Source organism: Streptomyces sp. NBC_00210 (assembly GCF_045160975.1).
Taxonomy (GTDB): Bacteria; Actinomycetota; Actinomycetes; order Streptomycetales; family Streptomycetaceae; genus Streptomyces.
The window spans coordinates 1641366-1660328 of record NZ_CP108120.1; the positions used below are offsets into that span (position 1 = coordinate 1641366).

An 18963-nucleotide genomic window follows, 5' to 3' on the forward strand; every position below is an offset into this window, starting at 1 on the left:
CTCCTACGTAACTACACGCTGCGCAGGGCCCGTTCGAGGATCGATGCGCCCTCTTCCGCCTCGGCGACGGTCAGTGAGAGCGGCGGGGCGATGCGCAGGGCGCTGGTGTTGTGGCCGCCGCCCTTGCCGATCAGCAGTCCGCCCTCGCGGGCGGCTTCCAGGACGGCCGATGCCGCCTGCGGGTTGGCCTCGTCCGTGCCGGGCCTGACCAGCTCGATGCCGATCATCAGGCCGCGGCCGCGCACTTCGCGTACGGCCGGGACGCCCGCGCCGATGGCCCGCAGCCGCTCGATCAGCAGTCCGCCCACGCGTCGGGCGTTGCCCTGGAGGTCGTGCTCCAGCAGATACGAGAGGTTGGCGAGGCCCGCCGCCATGGTGACCGGGGAGCCGCCGAAGGTCGAAATGGAGTTGGCGTCAAGGGAGTTCATGATCTCGGCGCGGCCGACGACACCGCCGATGGACATGCCGTTGCCGATGCCCTTGGCAAAGGTGAGGAGGTCCGGTGGGCCGTTCTCGGCGTGTGCCTGCCAGCCCCAGAAGTGCTCCCCCGTACGTCCCCAGCCGGTCTGCACCTCATCCGCAATCCACAGAATGCCGTGCCGGTCGAGGACTTCGCGGAACGCGGCGTACAGGCCGTCGGGCGGGGAGGTGAAGCCGCCGACGCCCTGGATGGGCTCGGCGATCAGCGCGGCGGGGTCGCGGGTGTGGCCCAGCAGGTCTTCCAGGTCCGCGACGCATGCCTCGATGAACTGCGCGTCGGACAGCTGGGCGTAGGGGCCGCGGGTGCGGATGCCTCCGTGCACGTACAGCGTCTGCAGCGGGGAGAGAGTGGTGGGCGACCAGCTGCGATTACCGGTGATGGCGACCGCCGAGAAGGACCGGCCGTGGTAGCTGTTGCGCATCGCCAGGATCTGGTTGGACCGGCGGTATTCGGTCGCCAGGAGCAGCGCGGTGTCGTTGGCCTCGGTGCCGGACGTGGTGAAGAAGACCCGGGCGTCGGGGATGCCGGAGAGGGTCGCGATCCGCTCGGCCAGCTCGACCATCGGACGGTTGAGATAGAGCGTGGAGGAGTGGATGATCCGCCCGGCCTGCTCGCTCACCGCCTTGGTGACCTCGGGGAGGGCATGGGCGGTCATGGTGGTGAGGATGCCGCCGAAGAAGTCCAGGTAGCGGTTGCCGTCCGCGTCCCAGACATGGCGGCCCTCGCCGTGGGTGATCTCGATGGGCTGCTGGTAGTAGAGCGCGACCCAGTCGGGGATGACGGCCTTGTGGCGGTCGTGCAGATCGGTCACGGCTGCACCAGCCCTTCGTAGGCGTCGGGGCGGCGGTCGCGGTAGAACGCCCACTGCTGTCGTACGACGTCGATCAGGTCGAAGTCGAGGTCCCGGACGAGCAGTTCCTCCTTCGTGTCGCTGGCGACGTCGCCGACGAACTGGCCGCGCGGGTCGACGAAGTAGCTGGTGCCGTAGAAGTCGTTGTCGCCGTACTCCTCCTGGCCGACGCGGTTGATCGCGGCAATGTAGTACTCGTTGGCGACGGCGGCCGCGGGCTGCTCGAGCTGCCACAGGTAGGAGGACAGACCGCGCGAGGTGGCGGACGGGTTGTAGACCAACTGGGCGCCGTGCAGGCCGAGTTGGCGCCAGCCCTCGGGGAAGTGGCGGTCGTAGCAGATATAGACGCCGACCTTGCCGACGGCGGTGTCGAATACGGGCCAGCCGGCGTTGCCCGGCTTGAAGTAGTACTTCTCCCAGAAGCCCTTGACCTGGGGGATGTGGTGCTTTCGGTATTTGCCCAGGTAGGAGCCGTCGGCGTCGATCACGGCGGCGGTGTTGTAGTAGAAGCCGGAGTCCTCGATCTCGAAGACCGGGACCACGATCACCATGCCGGTCTCGCGGGCGAGCTCCTGCATCCGGCGGACGGTGGGGCCGTCCGGGACGGGCTCGGCCCAGCGGTAGTGCTCCGGCTCCTGGACCTGACAGAAGTAGGGGGCATTGAATACCTCTTGGAAACCGATGACCTTGGCGCCTTGGCGGGCCGCCTCCCGGGCGTGTTCCTCATGTTTGGCAATCATGGATTCGGTGTCGCCGGTCCAGGTCGCCTGGACGAGTGCGGCGCGTACGACGTTGGCCATGAGCTGCTCCTTGGACGCGGGGTCAGAGAGCCTCTACGCACGTAGATTCTGTGCGTAGGAGGAGAACGTAAGCCCCGTCACACACTGGGGCAAGACCATCGCCGTTAACCGGCAGAGTCGATCATGTTTCACACCCGAGCGGTCCACACCGAAAGGCTAGCGCTGCGGATGGGTCGCGAACGCGCCGCGGATGGGTCGCGGACCTGCCCCGGACCGGGCGCGGGCCCGCCCAGGATCAGGCGCGGGCCCGCCCCGGATCAGGCGCCGAGGTGGCCGGCGACGCGCAGCGCGTGGACGAGATCGCGCTCGTGGTCCGAGGAGATCGTGCGGGCGGCGGCGACCAGTTGCGGCACGAGGCGATGCGGATCTCTGTCGGCAAGATGGGCGGCGTCCTCGGCGGCGTGTACCTCTACGAATGCGGTCAGTAAAGCTCGTGCTTCAGGCTCCTGGCCCTCGTCCTCCAGGGTGAGGACGGCGGCCGCGATGTCGTCGGCCGGGCGGGTCACGCCCTGTCGCAGCAGCTGCCGGCTGTCCTGGATGCGGCCGGCCGCGGCGAGCGCGCCGGCGGCGGCCGAGAGCCTGAGGGAAGGCTGCGAGGCGACCTCCCACAGGAGGGTGGCCCAGTCTGCGTCGAGTCCGGCGCGGTGCAGTTCGGCGGCGAGTACGGGCAGCCAGGGGGCGGGGCGGGCGGCGGCCTCGCAGAGCAGGGCGTGCGCCTCGCCGCTGCGCCCCTCGGCCCGCAGCCGCCCGAGCGCGGCGACGGTCTCGCGTGCGGCCCGCTGCGCACCGGCGGGGGCTTCGGGCGCGGGCGCGGGCTGGTGGTCGGTCACCGCGCCGCCGAACCGGGCGCCACGGGGCACGTCGCCGCCGACGGGCAGTACGGGCACGGCGACGGCCTCGTCCCCGACGTCCTCGACGCCGGCGAACCGGGCCCCGCGGGGTCGCCGCTTCTTCTTGACGACCTCGGGGGCGGGTTCGGGGCGCAGCGACTCGGTGCGCGCGGGTTCGGGACGTACGGCTCCGGTGCGCGCGGGTTCCGGCCGGAACCAGTCGTCGGGGACGCCGGGCAGGTCGTGCGGGTCCCGCACGGGTGCGGCCCCGCCGCCCGCCGCGGGCCGCATCGGGCCGGGCGCGGCCGGAACTCCGCTCACCGCGGGCCCGCCCGGCGAGGAGTACGCGTCGCGGAACTGCTCAGCGAGGCCCGGTCTGAGGGCGCCGAGCCCAGGTTCGGCCGGCGCGGAGCCGCCCGACGTGGAGTACGCACCGCGGACGTCAGGCCCTGCCTCCGCCCCGTACCGGCCGCCCGACGACGCGTAGGCGTCGGGGGCGTGCTCCCAGCGTCCCTCGTCCGCACCGCGCAGGCCGTCAGGGGACGCGGTCCCGTCGTCGCTCCCGGGTCGGAACCAGTCGTCCAGTTCGTCCGGGACCGCAGCGACCGGGCCGCCCCACGACCCCCCGTCCGGCTCACGCTCGTGCTCCGCGCGGGGCGAGACCGAGGCCTCGGGCCCCCGCCGGGCGGCAGCCCAGTCGCCCCCGGGCGCGCCTCCCAGCGCGTGCAGCCTTGCGGTCAGTTCCGTGACACGCGCCGTCGCACGCGCATAGTCGTCCCGCGTCCAGTCCAGCTCGTGGGCCAGTTGCTCGGCCGTCGCGGACCCCTCCGGCTCGCCCGACAGGCGGCGCAGCAGCTGCTCCGACCGGCCCGTCGCGTATGTCTCCTCCCGGAGCATCAGCTCCAGGCGTTCCTGCAGCGCCTCGCGGCCCCCCGGCCGGCGGTCGTGGGCCGCCGCCGCGGCCGCATGAAGCTGGCGCGCACGTATCGCCTCCGGCTCGGCGAAGAGCGCCCCGCGCCCCACCGCGAAGTCCTGGAGCAGCGACTCCACCACGTCCCAGGGCGGGATCTCGACCCCGTCGAGGCAGGCCCGCATCCCGTCCGGGTCACGCTGCCAGAAGATGCCGTACCAGCCGCTTTCCCGGTCGAGGAGCCCGGTCAGCCCCTTGAGGTACCGCGCGAATACTACGGCCTCTACCGGAAGTTGCTGCACCGTCATCGCCGCCCCTGCCCGCCGCCCACTGGAACTTGCCAGTCCGCAGGCATTCGACCTTAGACGTGTTACGGCACTGCTACGCAGTGTTTTCAGATAGACACCGCGATGCCGGTGTGCGGCCGCTTCCCCAGCCGGACGATCGTGGCCGGCCAGTCGACCAGCCAAAACCGCCAGGTGTACTTGCGGGACAGCAGTTTGCGGATCGCGCCGGTTTCGTCGAGCAGCCGGGCCGTACCCTCCGCACTCACCGCGCCGTCCGCGATCCGGCCCCGCGCGTCGCACACGGTCACGACGACTCGGCTGTCGTTGCGCAGGCGCTTGACCTTCCAGGAGTCGGACAGGGTCCAGATGAACAGCTCACCGCCGTCATCGGCGAACCAGACGGGCGTGGAGACGCCCGTCCCGTCCTTGCGGAACGTGGTCAGGCTGACATAGCTCGCACCGGCGAAGTCCTCGGGAGTCACGCCGCGAGACTACTCGCGCTCGTCCATGGGCCGTCGCCCTGCTGGACGAGATCGAGAGCCCGCGCCACCACCGCATCCAGCCGGCGGTCGCCGACCAGCGGACAAGAGAGGGGGTCAGGCAGCCGGCGCCAGGGCGCAGCGCACCACCAGGTCGTCCATCGACAGGCCCAGCACCGCGGCGAGCGCGGCCACAGTGAAGAACGCGGGGGTCGGGGCACGGCCCGTCTCGATCTTGCGCAGTGTCTCGGCGGAGATTCCGGCGGCCGCGGCCACTTCGACCATGCTGCGTTCGCCGCGCGCCCGGCGCAGCAACTGACCAAGCCGCTCGCCGCGTTCGCGCTCTTCGGGGGTGAGAGGGGTGCGCACCATGCCGTTATTCTAATGCCGGTATTCCAATACCGGTAGCGGTATAGTAATTGGCATGGTGGAGATCAAAACCGATACATCGATCGAGGCGATGCGCGTGGCGGGCCGCATCGTGGCTCAGGCACTCACGGCGGTTCGCGAGGCCGCGGCCGTCGGCGTCAGCCTCCGTGACCTGGACCGGACCGCCCGCGCGGTGCTCGCCGATGCCGACGCGGGATCGCCCTTCCTCGGCTACCGCCCGAACTGGGCGCCGACCCCCTTCCCCGCCGTCATCTGCACCTCCGTCAACGACGCGATCGTGCACGGCATCCCCGACGACCACCGGCTGCGCGACGGCGACCTGGTGAGCATCGACTGCGGTGCGATCCACGGCGGCTGGGTCGGCGACGCGGCCGTCAGCTTCACCGTCGGCCGCGCCCGCCCCGAGGACGCAGCGCTGATCGCCACGGCCGAAGAGGCACTGGATGCGGGCATCGCGGCCGCCACCGTCGGCAACCGCATCGGCGACATCGCGCACGCCGTCGGCCGGGTGTGCCGCGCGGCGGGTTACGGCATCCCGGACGGTTTCGGCGGCCACGGCGTGGGCCGCCATATGCACGAGGACCCGGGCGTGCCGAACGAGGGCCGCCCGGGTCGTGGCATGCCGTTGCGCCACGGCATGGTGCTGGCGATCGAGCCGATGGTGATCGGAGGCGGCAAGGACGGCCACTACACGGCGCGCGACGGCTGGACGATCCGTACGGCGGACGGCAGCCGGGCCTCGCACGCGGAGCACACGGTGGCGATCACGGACGACGGCCCCCGCATCCTGACGGCCCTCTAGGGATTGGCCCCATCCTCGGGGGTGTCCCCGCCCTCGGGGATGTCCCTGCCCTCGTAGGTGTCCCCGTCGGCGCTCTGGTTCTGCCGTTGCGCATCCTCGTTGTTCTGCACGAATTCCCTGGCCAGCTCATCACCGAGAGCTACGGCTCCGCTGTGGCTCTCGATCGGCGACACCCGGGAGTTGGTGAACAGGATGTACGTGACACCCGACTCGACGCCGCCGTACGTCGGGTCGGGATTGATGCCGAGCGCCTTGGCGGTGGCGTACGAAGCCTCGCCGATGATCCCGCTGGGGCCCATGTCGCCCACGACGGCGTACACGACGCGGTTTTTGTAGATGACGGCGGCGACCGTACCGCCCACGATGCCCGACGTGCGGTAGTTCCAGATCGAACTGGAGCTCGGCACCACGATGAACGGCAGCTTCTCGGAGTTCAGCTGCCGTCCGTCGGACTGCTGGAACGCGGTCGCATTCTGGAAGTACGCGTCTGTCGTCGAGTTGCACTTGGTGGTGGGCTGACCGTCGCAGTCGATGTCCATGTCGGCCTTCCAGAACACCGCCCCGTTCTTCTTGCAGACGGGGACGCTCGCGGCCGTGCGGGCGCGACCGCGGCGGAGGCCATCGTCCGTGCGGTATTTGCCCTTCGATATCTGCGAGCAGCCCTTGACCTCGGCGAGCAGGGCGGCCGCGCCGACCGTGCCCTCCCTCACCGCGAAGTCCTCGCGAGCGGCGCCGCGCAAGCGCGGACGGGCGACGGCGTCGGGCGGCTGTACAGCCGCCGCGAGCAGGGCGGAACCGGCGGCCGCGGCGAAAGCGGCATGTCGTATTCGCACAGGGAGCCTTTCTGTTCAGAAGTACCGAAAGGCTCCCTCGCGCACGGCCCGTGCGCGTCCCGTCAGCCGCCGTACGGGTTACCGAACGGATGTACGACCATTGCCGAACCCCCGCCCCTGCGTACCTTCTCGGCCGCCGCCAGCCAACGTCCGTCGGGCAGTCGCTCCACCCCTGTCGCGGCGCCGATCTCCGGGTTCTGCCGGAACGCGTGACCGATGGCCTCCAGCTCGGCGCGCAGCGGGCTGTTCCACAGGGCGGGCTCAAGCTCCGTGGTCGTCTGGTTGCGCTGGCTCGCACGCGGCGCGGCGATCGCCTCGACCAGCGGCAGACCCCGATCCAGACGGCCCGTCAGCGTCTGAAGCACCGTCGTGATGATCGTTGCGCCACCCGGTGAGCCGACCGCCAGGAGCGGACGGCCGTGCTCGAGCACGATCGTCGGCGAAATGGACGAGCGCGGGCGCTTGCCCGGGCCCGGCAGATTCGGGTCGTGGACCGCCGGGTTCGCCGGGGCGAAGGAGAAGTCGGTCAGCTCGTTGTTGAGCAGGAAGCCGCGTCCCGGCACGGTGATGCCGCTGCCGCCGGTGGACTCGATGGTCAGGGTGTACGCGACGACGTTGCCCCACTTGTCGGCGGCCGTCAGATGGGTGGTGTTCTCGCCCTCGTACGTGGTGGGGGCGGCGGTACCCGATCCTCCGCATGCGGCGGGGCTGCTCGGGTCGCCAGGTGCGAGCGGGCTGGTGAGCACCGCGTCGTCCTTGATGAGGCAGCCGCGCGAGTCCGCGAACCGCTGCGACAGCAGCCCCTTCGTCGGCACGTCCTCGAATGCCGGGTCGCCGACCCAGCGACCGCGGTCCGCGAAGGCGATCCGGCCGGCCTCGATGAAGCGGTGCAGATACTGCGCCTGGGTCGCCTTCGAGAGGTCGGTCCGCTCCAGGATGTTGAGCGCCTCACCGACACTCGTACCGCCGGACGACGACGGCGCCATGCTGTACACGTCGAGACCGCGGTAGGACACCTTGGTGGGCGCGCGCCGCACCGTCTCGTACGACCGCAGGTCCTTCGCCGTCAGATCGCCGGCCCGCACCTTGCGCGGCGCGCCCGCGGCCACGGGTGGTGTGCGGACGGTGCTGACGATGTCCTTGGCGATGTCACCGCGGTACAGGGCGCCGACGCCCTTGCGGCCCAGTTCCTTGTACGTACGCGCCAGGTCCGGGTTCTTGAAGACCGAGCCGACCACCGGCAGCTGTCCGCCCGGCAGGAAGAGCTTCGCGGTGTCCGGGAAGTCCGCGAAGCGCGCCTGGTTGGCCTGGGTCTGGGAGCGGAAGGTGGCGTCGACGGTGAAGCCGTCGTCCGCAAGGCGCTCGGCCGGCTTCAGCAGCTGTCGCAGTGGCTTGGAGCCCCATGCGTCGAGCGCCGTGTCCCACGTCGCCGGGGTGCCGGGAGTGCCGACGCCGAGACCGCTCGTCACGCCCTCCTCGAAGGGGATCGGCTTGCCGTTCTCCAGGAAGAGGGAGGCGTCGGCGGAGCGGGGCGCGGTCTCGCGGCCGTCGATGGTGTGGACGGTACGGGACTTGGCGTCGTAGTAGACGAAGTAGCCGCCACCGCCGATGCCCGCGGAGTACGGCTCGGTGACCCCGAGGGCGGCGGCCGTCGCCACCGCCGCGTCCACGGCGTTGCCGCCGCGCCGCAGCACCTCGATCCCGGCGGCGGAGGCGTCCGCGTCGACGCTCGCGACCGCGCCGCCGTATCCGGCCGCCACCGGCGTTTTCGCGGGAGTGCTGACCGGCAGGGAATCCGCCGGCGGCGCGGCCGCGCCGATCGAGACCACGGCCGCCGAAACGGCAATAACCGACACATACCGTGCGGTGGAGCGACGCATCCGTACCTCCAGTCAACGTACGTCCGCGCAGCGTAACTTCACCACCGCCGCCTCGTCAGGGCCACCTCGAACAATGTTCCGACAACCCCGCTAACATGCGCGCCCATGACTGACGACGTACGCAACATCGTGCTCGGCGTGCTGGCCGCCGGTATCAGCGCCACGCTCGGCTGGCTCGCCCGCACATACCTGTGGAAGCGCAGACTCCGCCGCAAGCAGGCCTTCTTCGGGCTGCCGGGAAACTCCGAATCGCTGCTTGTCGTCAACCGTGAGGCCGGCCGGGACGGCTCCGTGCACCGCTTCGACGTCTTCGCGCTGATCGAGCTCTCCGCTCTGATCAAGGACTGCGGGGCGAACGCCCAGATCATCTGGCACGACATAGCCCAGCAGGGCTTCGGCGAGCGTACGGAATTCTGTGTGGGCGGCCCCTTCTCCAATCGCCGGATGGCCGCGCATCTGCACTCGCTGCTCCCCGGCGTGAAGGTCAACACGGACCCTGAGCCGGGCCCCGACCAGGGCGCGTTCCAAATCGGCTCGGAGCGCTACCGCATGGAGCCGGGCCTCGCCGAGTACGTCATGCTGGCGCGGCTCACGGCGGGGCAGGACGCCCGGCCCGTCTTCCTCTTCTGCGGCCAGCGCGCCATCACCAACCAGGCGGCCACCCGCTATCTGGCCCGCAACCACGAGAAGCTCGCGCGCAAGCACGGCGCCAACTCCTTCTGCCTGCTGCTCAAGGTCGTCAACTCCGCGGCCTACGGCCCCGATGTGGTCGAGCTGGTCGCCGATGTGACCCGGACGGCGCAGGCCCCGGCCCCCGCCGCACGCAGCTCCCACCGCTCCGCGAGCTGACCCGCCCGGCCGGTCAGGCCGCCGTCAGCGGCAGCGACTTGATGCCGTTGATGAAGTTGGAGACCAGCCGCCTGGGCGGGCCGGCGGTCACCAGCGGCGGCAGCAGTTCCCTCGCCTCCTCGTACAGGACGCGCAGCTGGAGCCTGGCGAAGTGGGCGCCGAGGCAGACATGCGGCCCGTCCCCGAAGGAGACATGCGGATTCGGCGAACGGCCGAGGTCGAGCCCGTACGGCGCATCGAAGACCCGCTCGTCGTAGTTGGCGGAGGCGTGGAAGACGACGACCTTGTCTCCCGTAGGGATCTGCTGCCCGGCCAGCTGAGTGTCGCGGGTCGCGGTCCGGCGGAAGCTGAGGACGGGCGGATGGCGGCGCAGCAGCTCGTCGACGGCCCGGTCCAGGTCCGCCTCGCCCGCGCGCAGCCTGCGCTGCTCGTCCGGGTGCTGGGCGAGTGTCAGAAAGCCGCCGGGGGCCGCGCTTCGCACGGTGTCGTTGCCCGCGACCGTCAGCAGGAAGAAGAACATCTCCAGCTCGGCGCCCGAGAGTTCCGACTGCGCGAGCGAGGTCATCACGTCGTCGGCGGGACTGCGTCGCTTGTACGCGGCGAGCTCCTGGGCGTACGTGAACATCTCCTGCAGCATGGCCGGCGAGCGGGGGTTGACGGGCAGGCCGTCGGGTCCGAGCACCGGCGGCTCGTCCGGGTCCTGGTAGGCGATGACGCGCTCGGTCCACTTCAGCAGCAGGCTCCGGTCACTCGTGGGGACACCGAGCAGATCGGCGAGGTTGAGCAGGGCGTAGTCGTCGGTGACGGCGCTGACGAGATCGATGACGGGGCCCATGTCACGGGTGGCGGCGAGGAGTTGACGGGCCCGCGCGCGGGCGGCCGCGGCGAACCGGTCGATGCGTCCCGGGGTGAAGGCGCGGCTGACCAGCCGGCGAAGTCTCCCGTGTCCTGGCGGGTCCTGGTTGAGCATCATGCGCCGGATGAAGGGGAGGTCGGCCGGGTCCGGATCGCGGATCTGGGTGGCCCCGAGGTGGGACGAGAACGTCTGCGAGTCCTTGAGGACGCGGACGACGTCGGCGTGCCGGGTGACCGCCCAGAAGCCGGGTCCGGCGGGCCAGCCCAGGACTTCGTACTCCTGCTGCCAGGCCACCGGGTGGTGGTCGCGCAGCTCGCGGAAGGCGTCGTGAGGCAGTCCGGCGGCGTAGATCCGCGGGTCGAAGACATCGGGCACACGCTGATCGGCCGCGCGCGGTTCCGGCGCAGTCCGCTCGGGCGCACTCTGCTCGGGCGCAGTCCGCTCGCGCGCACTCCGCTCCGGCGCAATCCGCTCCGGCCGCTGATCCGGCACGTTCTGTTCGGGCCTCGTCATGCAGGCATTGTCTTACGCATGGTCATCGCGGCGTCATACGCGGGCGCCCGCCCGGAGGAAGTCCTCGACGGTACGGATCAGCTGGAGCGGTGACTCGTCCATCGCGTGGTGTCCTGCGCACGCCAGTTCGACCACCTCGCCGCGCCGGTAGCAGCGCAACCAGGTCTGCCGCATGAACTCCGCGCTGATCGCCGGGTCCAGGGCCCCCGTCACCGCCAGCGCCGGTGTTTCGGAGCCCGCCACCTCGACGGTGAAGTCCTCACCGGCCCAGGAGTCCAGCCAGGCGCGCAAGGCCGTGGGCTCGCTGCGGGCCATGGACCGGTCGACCATCCGGTCCAGCCAGGCGGCCGGCCGTACCGACCCGGTGGTGGTGTCGATGATGACGCGGCGGCTCTCCGGCTTCTCGGCGGCGGAGGCGAACAGCTCCCACTGCTCCGGCGGCATCTTCAGACCGCTCGCGGGCACCGGCGAGATGCCGACCAGCCTACGCACCCGGTGCGGCGCAGCGGCCAGCACGCGCTGCACGACCGCTCCGCCCATCGAGTGCCCGATGAGCGAGAAGGAGTCCCAGCCGAGCCTGTCGGCGAGCGCGAGGATGTCGGCGGCGCCCTCGCTCGTGGTGTACGCGCCGGGCGCGGCCATCGCCTCTCCATAGCCGCGTAGATCGACGAAGAGGTAGCTGAAGTTCTCCCGGTCGAGGTCGGGCAGCGTCGCGGAGTAGGCGGCGCGGTCGGCGAGCCAGCCGTGCACGGCGATGATCCGGTGGGGGCCCGATCCGTGCAGCGAATGGGGCAGGAGGAAGGGGGCCACGGCATCTCCGTTCGCCGGCACAGGCAGGCCTACCCCACCACGTTGGTGTCAACTGCCCCACCGAGCAAGTGTGAACAGGGGGCCTGCGGTTGCTTACTGGCGCGTTTCGACTGCGAACGCGAGCCCCACCGGCGCGTATTGGCCAATGGCGCCGAGGAGTTCGGCCGGATCCGGATCCGGATCAAAGACCCGTGTCTCGAAACAGAGCCCGGTTGCCGCGCGGGCCACCCCGTCTCCCGGCGCCGGGGTCGTGCCCGCGCCAACTGACGCGATGTCCAACAATCGTTACCCTCGCGTAACTTACCGAGGAGTTACCTCAAGTAAGTCCATCCGGTTACCGTCGGGTCACTTTGTTGACACGAGTGAGGGGGACCCGTGGGACAGACGCGCAAGATTCTGCGCACGACCGCGATCGGTACCGTTTCCGCAGCGCTTCTCGCCGGACCGGCCGTCGGAGTGGCACCCGCCGCCCCGGTGGCCGGCATCCAGGCCCAATCCGCCGCCCCGGACGTACAGTTCGTCGACATCGAGGGCGACGGCGGCACCGTACTCAAGGCCAATGTCGTTACACCCGCCGACGCGGACGGCACGCGGAAGTACCCCGTGATCGTGCTGCCCACGAGCTGGGGCCTGCCCCAGATCGAATACCTCACCCAGGCCAAGCAGCTCGCCGACTCGGGCTATGTCGTGGTGAGTTACAACGTCCGCGGGTTCTGGCAGTCCGGCGGCACTATCGAGGTGGCCGGTCCGCCGGACATCGCGGACGCGTCCAAGGTGATCGACTGGGCGCTGGCAAACACCCCCGCCGACCCCGCCAAGGTGGGCATGGCCGGGATGTCGTACGGCGCGGGCATCTGTCTGCTGGCCGCCGGCCACGACAAGCGGATCAAGGCGGTCGCGGCGCTCAGCGGCTGGGCCGACCTCGTCGAGTCCATCTACAGCCGCCGCACCCAGCATCTGCAGGCAACGGCGATGCTCGCCGGAGCGGGGTATCTCACCGGCCGGCCGAGCGAGGAGTTCCAGCGGATCACGGCGGACTTCTTCTCCTCCGACGTCAGCAAGGAGCCGGCACTGATCGCCTGGGGGAAGAAGCGCTCCCCCCTCACCTATCTGGACCGGATCAACGCCAACGGCGCCGCCATCATGCTCGGCAACGCCTGGGGCGACACCATCTTCCCGCCCAACCAGTACGCAGACTTCTACGAGAAGCTCACCGGCCCCAAGCGGCTGGAGTTCCGCCCCGGCGACCACGCCACGGCCGAGGGCAGTGGTCTGCTCGGCCTGCCCAACGACACCTGGACCAGCACCCGTCGCTGGCTCGACCACTACCTCAAGGGCGCCGACAACGGCGTCGACCGCGAACAGCCGGTCCGCATCAAGTCCCGCTCCACGGGTGCGTACGAGAGCTATCCCGACTGGAAGTCGGTGGCCGCGACCGAGCGCAAGATCAATCTGGACGGCACCAAGAAGATCTACGCCAACATCGACTCGGGCGCCAACGGCGGGGTCATCTTCCTCTCCAGCATCCTGGACCAGTTCGCCAAGCTGCCTCCGATGGCGTCGATCCCGCTGCTGCCGCGCCTCTTCGCCGCAGTCTGGAAGTCCGAGCGCTACGGCTCCGAGCAACACGTCCGCGGCACCGCCAGGCTGCACACCACGCTCACCAGTACCAAGGAGAGCGGCACCCTCGTCGCCTACCTCTACGACGTGGGCCCGCTCGGCCTCGGCAAGCTGGTCAGCAATGCGCCGTACACCTTCCACGGCGAGACGCCCGGAAAGCCGTTCGCCGTCGACCTGGAGCTGTTCTCCACCGCCTACGACGTCCCGGCCGGCCACCGTCTCGCCCTGGTCGTGGACACTGTCGACCCGCTCTACATCGAGCACAACCCGACCGGCGCGCAGCTGACCTTCTCCTCGTCCTCAGCCGACCCGTCATATCTGTCGGTCCCGCTGCGCAAGGAGTGATCACCGGCTGCTGCCGGGCGGGAATGGCTCTACGAGCTACTGCACACCCGGCAGCAGCGTCCCTGGATCGGCCGGGGCGAGCGCAGGTCTCGCGCATCCGGTGCCTCTTGTACGCCTCATAGGTTCTGCACCCCCCGATCGATCAACGGATCGACGACCATACAGTGCCCTACCCCCTCTTCGCTGTGTCGAGGTCAGCGCAAACTATCCAGTCCGATAAGGGGCTTCACACCCGACACGCAAAAAGGGGCATAAGCCGTATTAAGTACAGCTGACCTGGTCAGGCCTCGGCGGCCTCTGCGTAGACCTGGGAGAGCTGGGGCGCTCCGTTGACCGCCCACTCCAGGCCCGCCTCCACCACGCTGATCTCGCGGCCGGAGGCGAGCCGCACCACCGGATGGCCACCCGGCCAGATGTGCCAGACCGCGCCGGGCACGGTCCGAACGATCACGGTGCCGAGGTAGAGACCCGCGTCATTGCCCAGCCACGGCAGCTCCTCGGCGTCGTCGCGCCAGCGCGGCGGCAACTGATCGAGGGCCGACAACGAGCCCGGGGAGTCGTCCAGTTCGAGCCCGGCCTGCCCCGCCCGGACACGCAGCAGCTCACACTCGGAGAGCAGCTCGGCGACAGCCGCGGCACGCTCCGGGTCGTACTCGGCGGCGGTGTCGTCCTCCTCCTGCTCGGCGCCGTGCCGCTTGAGCCAGTTGTCCAAGAAAGGGATGTTCATACCGCTCAGCCTCGCATCCCGGCCGCCGAACGCACCACAGGGCGCGCGTCAACCAACATCAGATGTCCAGATCCACAACGACCGGGGCGTGATCCGAGGCGCCCTTGCCCTTGCGCTCCTCGCGGTCGACATAGCTGTCCTTGACCGCCTTGGCGAAGGGTTCGTTGCCGTAGACCAGGTCGATGCGCATGCCCTTGTTCTTCGGGAAGGACAGCTGGCGGTAGTCCCAGTACGTGAAGGGGTGGTCGTACTTGAGGGGGCGCGGCACCACGTCGGACAGACCGGTCCCGCGCAGCGCCTCCAGCGCCGCCCGCTCGGTGGGGGTGACATGGGTCAGCCCCTCGAAGAACGACGGGTCCCACACATCGTCGTCGGTGGGCGCGATGTTGAAGTCGCCGAGGACCGCGAACGGGCGGTCGCCCGCCGCGTCCTCGACGACCGAGCGCCGGAGCGCTTCCAGCCAGCTCAGCTTGTAGGCGTAGTGCGCATGGGCGACCTCGCGGCCGTTGGGCACATAGACCGACCAGACGCGGACCGGGCCACAGGTCGCGGAGATCGCCCGCGGCTCCAGCGCGCCCTCGTACTCCGGGCCGCCCGGCAGGCCCTTGACGACATCGTCGAGGCCTGCCTTGGAGATCAGAGCCACGCCGTTCCACCTGCCGGAGGCATGGATCGCGGATTCGTAGCCGAGCTCGCGCAGCTCGTCGGCCGGGAACTGCTCCTCGGTGCACTTGGTCTCCTGGAGGCACAGCACGTCCGTGCCGGTGCTCTCCAGCCAGGCCAGCAACCGGGGCAGCCGAGCGGTGATCGAATTGACGTTCCAGGTGGCAATGCGCATGGGGAGAAGACTATCCGCGGGGTCTGACAGTCACGGATGCGGCCGTCATACGTCAGTGCCCTCGCCCGGGGTCAGCCGGTCGTGCTCGGCGCCGGCGAGCGCGCCGATCTGCCTGTCGTAGATCGGCCGGGCGAGATCGGTGAGCAGAGCGTCGTGGATGTCGATGGCGCGCCGCGGCTTAACCTCTCGTACGTAGTCGATCACCTCGGAGATCTTGTTCCAGGGCGCGTGCACGGGGAGCATCAGCGTCTCGACAGGGTGGTCGGGGACGGTGAGTGCGTCGCCGGGGTGGAAAACGGAACCGTCCACCAGATAGCCGACGTTGGTGATCCGGGGGATGTCCGGGTGGATCACCGCGTGCAGCTCGCCGTGGACCTGGACGTCGAAGCCGGCCGCGCTGAACGTGTCGCCGTGGCCGACGGTGTGGACGCGGCCGGGGAACGCCGCCGAGATCTTCTCGGCGACGCTCCGCAGGGTCCAGATCCCGGCGGCCGGGTTGGCTTCGAGCGCCGCCCGCAGCCGGTCCTCGTTGAAGTGGTCGAGATGCTCGTGCGTCACCAGGATGACGTCCGCACCGACGGCGGCGTCCTCCTCGCTGAAGGTGCCGGGATCGATGACGAGCGTCTGCCCGTCCTTCTCGAGACGGATGCAGGCGTGCTTCCTCTTCGTGAGCCTCATGCCCCCATCCTGCTACGGAGGGCCTGTCCGGCGGGGTCAGGCCCTGGGGGTGGTCTCCTCCTGGATGACGGCTTGGGCGACCCTGAAGGCGGAGTTCGCCGCGGGGACCCCGCAGTAGACGGCCGTGTGGATCAGAACTTCCTTGATCTCGGCGGGGGTCAGTCCGTTGCGCAGGGCGGCGCGGGTGTGGAAGGCCAGCTCGTCCAGGTGTCCGCCCGCCACCAGCGCGGTCAGTGTCACCACGCTGCGAGTGCGTCTGTCGAGACCCTCGCGGGTCCAGACCTCGCCCCACGCATAGCGGGTGATCAGCTCCTGGAAGTCGCCGGTGAAGTCGTCGGCCGCGGCAGTCGCCCCGTCCACATGCGCGTCGCCGAGGACCTCGCGCCGCACCTTCATCCCTGCCGCATACGGATCCGGGCGTCCTTGCTGCACCGCTTCGGGCTGTACGGGCGAGGCCGGGGCGATCTCGGCGAGCGGCCCCACCGGGGCGGAGACGCCGGGCGCGACCGGCGGGGCGGGGATCGCGGTGAGACCCGTGGTCGAGTCGGATGCCGTCTGCCAGGCGGTGGAGAAGTGGCGTACGAGAAGGTCGGTGACCGCGGCGGGCTGCTCGACGGGTGCGAGGTGGGAGGCGCCCGGCACCAGCGCCAGCCTGGCGTCGGGTATGCCGGCCACCAGGGTGCGGGCCTCGGCGGGCCCGGTGACCTGGTCCTCGGAACCGACCAGGACGAGGGTGGGCACACCGATCCTGCCCAGTTCGGCGCGTACGTCGAAGGCCGCGAGTGCCTCGCAGGCGGCGATGTAGCAGCCCGGGTCGGTGGTGCGCACCATCTGGACGGCCCACTCGACGATCGCGGGCTGAGCGGCGGCGAAGCCCTGGGTGAACCAGCGCTCGGGCGCGCTGCGTGCCATCGGGTCCAGGCCGTTGGTACGAACGATCACGCCGCGTTGACGGAACTCGTCGGCGGTCCCGAACCGCGGCGACGCGGCGACCAGGGCGAGGGAGGCCATCCGGTGCGGATGGCGCAGCGCCAGCTCGATGCCGATCGCGCCGCCGATGGAACAGCCCACATAGCCGAAGCGCTGGATGCCCAGCTCGTCGAGGGCTCCCAGCAGCCGGTCGGCGAGCTCGGCAACGGCGGTTGCGGGGTGGGCCGGGGCACCGCCGTGGCCCGGCAGATCGAAGCGGAACACCCGCCACTGGCGGGACAGTTCGGCGATCTGGCGGTCCCACATGTGCCAGGTGGTGCCCAGGGAGGGACCGAGGATGAGCACGGGGGCGTCGTCCGGACCGTCGATCCGGTACTGCAGGGTCTTCGGGGGCGTCTGCGTCTCACTCACCCGCTCCACGGTAGTGACTGGAAGTAACGCCTCCGGTCAGGGGGTCGCCGTCGAGACGACGTACACCACAGGGCGGGATCTGTAGGTCAGGTCGACAATAATGTCCTGGCTGGGCCGCGGGTCCTTCTGCGGGTGGCTGGTGCCCCACCAGTCGCCCTGCCCCGCGCCGAAGTCCCAGCCCACCGTCTCGGCATCCCGCTCGCTGATGGTCACCGCGCCGTCCTCGAGCCGGGCGCGGCTCGTCCCGACGCCTTCCAGGAACCGGTCGAGCCCCTCGGACGTGGTGCGGAACTGCGCATAGAGCCGACTGGTCTTCCAATTGCTCGTCTCGTAGTAGGCGACGTCCGTGGCCTTCGAGGGGATCGGCACCTCGAAGACCCGGCGCTTCATCTGGGAGGGCCAGGAGTCCCGCAGACCGGTGGCCGAGGACTCCGCCTCCTTGTCGCGGCCGCTGTCGCGGCTCTGCTCGGCGGAGATCACCAGATAGCCGGCCGGGATGCCGACGAGCAGCACAATGATGATCGCCGTCAGCCAGCGGCGGCGGATCATATGGCGGTGGTCCTCGGGGGGACGGACGCTCTCGTCCACAGGCGTTGACTGGCGGGGCACGGTCATGGCTACGGTTCCTGGGTGGTGCGGGCAGTGCTGGAGTTGCGGATGGCCTGGGCATAGCGCTCGTACCGCTCGTGCCGCTCCACCCGACGGCGGTTGGCCCGGCGGAAGCGTCGGGCCACCAGCCGCGCGAGGTCGGCCGCGCCGACCATACCGGCTTCGGGGCCGAGCTGCGCTTTGGCGATCCGGGCCTCGGGCCGGTAGCCGCGGCCGGTGAGATGCCGCCGGAAGGCGTCCCGGGCGGGGCCGATGAGCAGGTCGTCGGCCGCGCTGACGCCACCGCCGATGACAAAGCAGGAGGGGTCGAGGGCGGCGGCGAGATTGGCGATGCCGATGCCGAGCCACTGACCGATGTCCTGGAACAGTTCGACGCACATGGCGTCGCCCTCGCGGGCGAGTTCGGTGATGATCGGCCCGGTGATGTCGCCGATATTGCCGCCGACCCGGTCGATGAGGCTGTGCGCGACCGGGGAGTCGGCGGCGGCGAGCTCGCGGGCCTCGCGGACGAGTGCGTTGCCGGAGCTGTACTGCTCCCAGCAGCCGCGGTTGCCGCAGGGGCAGCGGTGGCCGCCGGGCACGACCTGCATATGACCGAACTCACCCGCGACGCCGTACTTGCCGCGCTTGACCTGGCCGTCCTCCAGGATCGCGCCGCCGATGCCGGTACCGAGGGTGATCATCACGAGGTGGTCCTCGCCGCGGCCAGCGCCGAAGCGCCACTCCGCCCAGGCGGCGGTGTTGGCGTCGTTGTCCACCAGGACGGGGACGGCGAGCCGGGCCGAGAGCGCATCGCGCAGGGGCTCGTTACGCCAGGCGAGATGGGGCGCGAACAGGACCTTGGAGCGGTCGGCGTCGACCCAGCCGGCCGCGCCGATGCCCACGGCGTGCACATCGTGCCGGTCGGAGAGATCGAGGACCAGCTCGCAGATGGTGTCCTCGACGACCTTGGGGCTCTTGGACTTGTCCGGCGTCTCGGTGCGGACCTTCTCCAGGATGATCCCGTCGGCGTCGACGACCCCGGCCATCACCTTCGTACCGCCGATGTCGATACCGACGGTCGGGACGCGGGGCGCGGTGAGGTGCGAGCGCCGCTCGCGGGTGCCGACGGTCTTCAGGACGGTGGCGCGGGCGGAGCCACGGTGGGCGAAGTCGCGGTACGTGCTCATGTCCCTGCGGGGTGTCGGGGGCCGGGTGATGTCACGGCCCGGGGTGGGCGGCGCCCACCGGGGCCG

18 protein-coding genes are annotated in these 18963 nt (G+C 70.4%); 3 read left to right on the forward strand and 15 right to left on the reverse strand.

Translation table 11 applies throughout. The features are described from left to right. Positions 1-11 precede the first annotated feature (11 nt). From OG729_RS07395 to OG729_RS07415, 5 genes are all read right to left on the reverse strand, one after another. Positions 12-1292 (reverse strand): aspartate aminotransferase family protein, encoded by a 1281-nt coding sequence (locus OG729_RS07395; protein WP_405805041.1) that lies wholly within the window; start codon positions 1290-1292, stop codon positions 12-14. Continuing rightward, the gene (locus OG729_RS07400) at positions 1289-2131 is read right to left on the reverse strand and encodes a nitrilase-related carbon-nitrogen hydrolase (protein WP_360878962.1); all 843 of its coding nucleotides are present in this window, start codon (positions 2129-2131) and stop codon (positions 1289-1291) included. The genes OG729_RS07395 and OG729_RS07400 overlap by 4 nt, the downstream gene beginning before the upstream one ends. 257 nt (positions 2132-2388) lie before the next feature. After that, entirely contained in the window at positions 2389-4179 is a 1791-nt protein-coding gene (locus OG729_RS07405; protein WP_405805043.1) for a hypothetical protein, read from the reverse strand. A gap of 86 nt (positions 4180-4265) precedes the next feature. Continuing rightward, the gene (locus OG729_RS07410; protein ID WP_360878968.1) at positions 4266-4640 is read right to left on the reverse strand and encodes a PPOX class F420-dependent oxidoreductase; all 375 of its coding nucleotides are present in this window, start codon (positions 4638-4640) and stop codon (positions 4266-4268) included. 114 nt (positions 4641-4754) lie between these two features. Further along, positions 4755-5009, reverse strand: a complete 255-nt coding sequence (locus OG729_RS07415) for a helix-turn-helix transcriptional regulator (protein ID WP_360878971.1) — start codon at positions 5007-5009, stop codon at positions 4755-4757. Positions 5010-5061: 52 nt separating this feature from the next. Here OG729_RS07415 and map point away from each other — a divergent pair, with 52 nt between their 5' ends. Further along, entirely contained in the window at positions 5062-5829 is a 768-nt protein-coding gene (gene map, locus OG729_RS07420; RefSeq protein ID WP_405805046.1) for a type I methionyl aminopeptidase, read from the forward strand. Here map and OG729_RS07425 read toward each other — a convergent pair. Together OG729_RS07425 and ggt are read right to left on the reverse strand one after the other, a co-directional pair. Continuing rightward, positions 5826-6662, reverse strand: a complete 837-nt coding sequence (locus tag OG729_RS07425; RefSeq protein WP_405805047.1) for a glycoside hydrolase family 75 protein — start codon at positions 6660-6662, stop codon at positions 5826-5828. The two genes, map and OG729_RS07425, sit on opposite strands and share 4 nt — an antisense overlap. A 62-nt stretch (positions 6663-6724) precedes the next feature. After that, complete coding sequence (ggt, locus tag OG729_RS07430) at positions 6725-8542, reverse strand: gamma-glutamyltransferase (protein ID WP_405805049.1); 1818 nt, start codon at positions 8540-8542, stop codon at positions 6725-6727. Positions 8543-8647: 105 nt separating this feature from the next. Here ggt and OG729_RS07435 point away from each other — a divergent pair, with 105 nt between their 5' ends. Continuing rightward, entirely contained in the window at positions 8648-9391 is a 744-nt protein-coding gene (locus tag OG729_RS07435) for a hypothetical protein (RefSeq protein ID WP_360878983.1), read from the forward strand. Positions 9392-9404: 13 nt separating this feature from the next. Here OG729_RS07435 and OG729_RS07440 read toward each other — a convergent pair whose 3' ends face one another. Together OG729_RS07440 and OG729_RS07445 are read right to left on the reverse strand one after the other, a co-directional pair. After that, on the reverse strand, positions 9405-10760 hold the full coding sequence (locus tag OG729_RS07440) for a cytochrome P450 (protein WP_405805050.1): 1356 nt from the start codon (positions 10758-10760) through the stop codon (positions 9405-9407). Positions 10761-10793: 33 nt separating this feature from the next. Further along, positions 10794-11570, reverse strand: a complete 777-nt coding sequence (locus tag OG729_RS07445) for an alpha/beta hydrolase (RefSeq protein WP_360878989.1) — start codon at positions 11568-11570, stop codon at positions 10794-10796. Between the two features lie 375 nt (positions 11571-11945). On the opposite strand from OG729_RS07445, the gene OG729_RS07450 reads away from it, so the two are divergent. Continuing rightward, the gene (locus tag OG729_RS07450; RefSeq protein ID WP_405805052.1) at positions 11946-13535 is read left to right on the forward strand and encodes an alpha/beta fold hydrolase; all 1590 of its coding nucleotides are present in this window, start codon (positions 11946-11948) and stop codon (positions 13533-13535) included. Between the two features lie 280 nt (positions 13536-13815). On the opposite strand, the gene OG729_RS07455 is transcribed toward OG729_RS07450, so the two are convergent. Genes OG729_RS07455 through OG729_RS07480 form a run of 6 tightly spaced genes read right to left on the reverse strand, consistent with a single transcriptional unit; the run spans position 13816 to position 18897 of the window. Next, a complete protein-coding gene (locus tag OG729_RS07455; RefSeq protein WP_405805053.1) occupies positions 13816-14262 on the reverse strand; it encodes a DUF6278 family protein in 447 nt (148 codons plus the stop codon). Positions 14263-14320: 58 nt separating this feature from the next. Next, positions 14321-15100, reverse strand: a complete 780-nt coding sequence (locus OG729_RS07460) for an exodeoxyribonuclease III (protein ID WP_405805055.1) — start codon at positions 15098-15100, stop codon at positions 14321-14323. A 45-nt stretch (positions 15101-15145) separates the two neighbouring features. Further along, complete coding sequence (locus tag OG729_RS07465) at positions 15146-15778, reverse strand: MBL fold metallo-hydrolase (RefSeq protein WP_405805057.1); 633 nt, start codon at positions 15776-15778, stop codon at positions 15146-15148. 36 nt (positions 15779-15814) lie between these two features. Further along, a complete protein-coding gene (gene pcaC, locus OG729_RS07470; protein ID WP_405805058.1) occupies positions 15815-17119 on the reverse strand; it encodes a 4-carboxymuconolactone decarboxylase in 1305 nt (434 codons plus the stop codon). Positions 17120-17155: 36 nt separating this feature from the next. Continuing rightward, positions 17156-17734, reverse strand: coding sequence for a hypothetical protein (locus tag OG729_RS07475; protein ID WP_360879007.1), 579 nt, complete (start codon positions 17732-17734; stop codon positions 17156-17158). Positions 17735-17736: 2 nt separating this feature from the next. Next, entirely contained in the window at positions 17737-18897 is a 1161-nt protein-coding gene (locus OG729_RS07480; RefSeq protein ID WP_360879010.1) for an ROK family glucokinase, read from the reverse strand. Positions 18898-18963 lie beyond the last annotated feature (66 nt).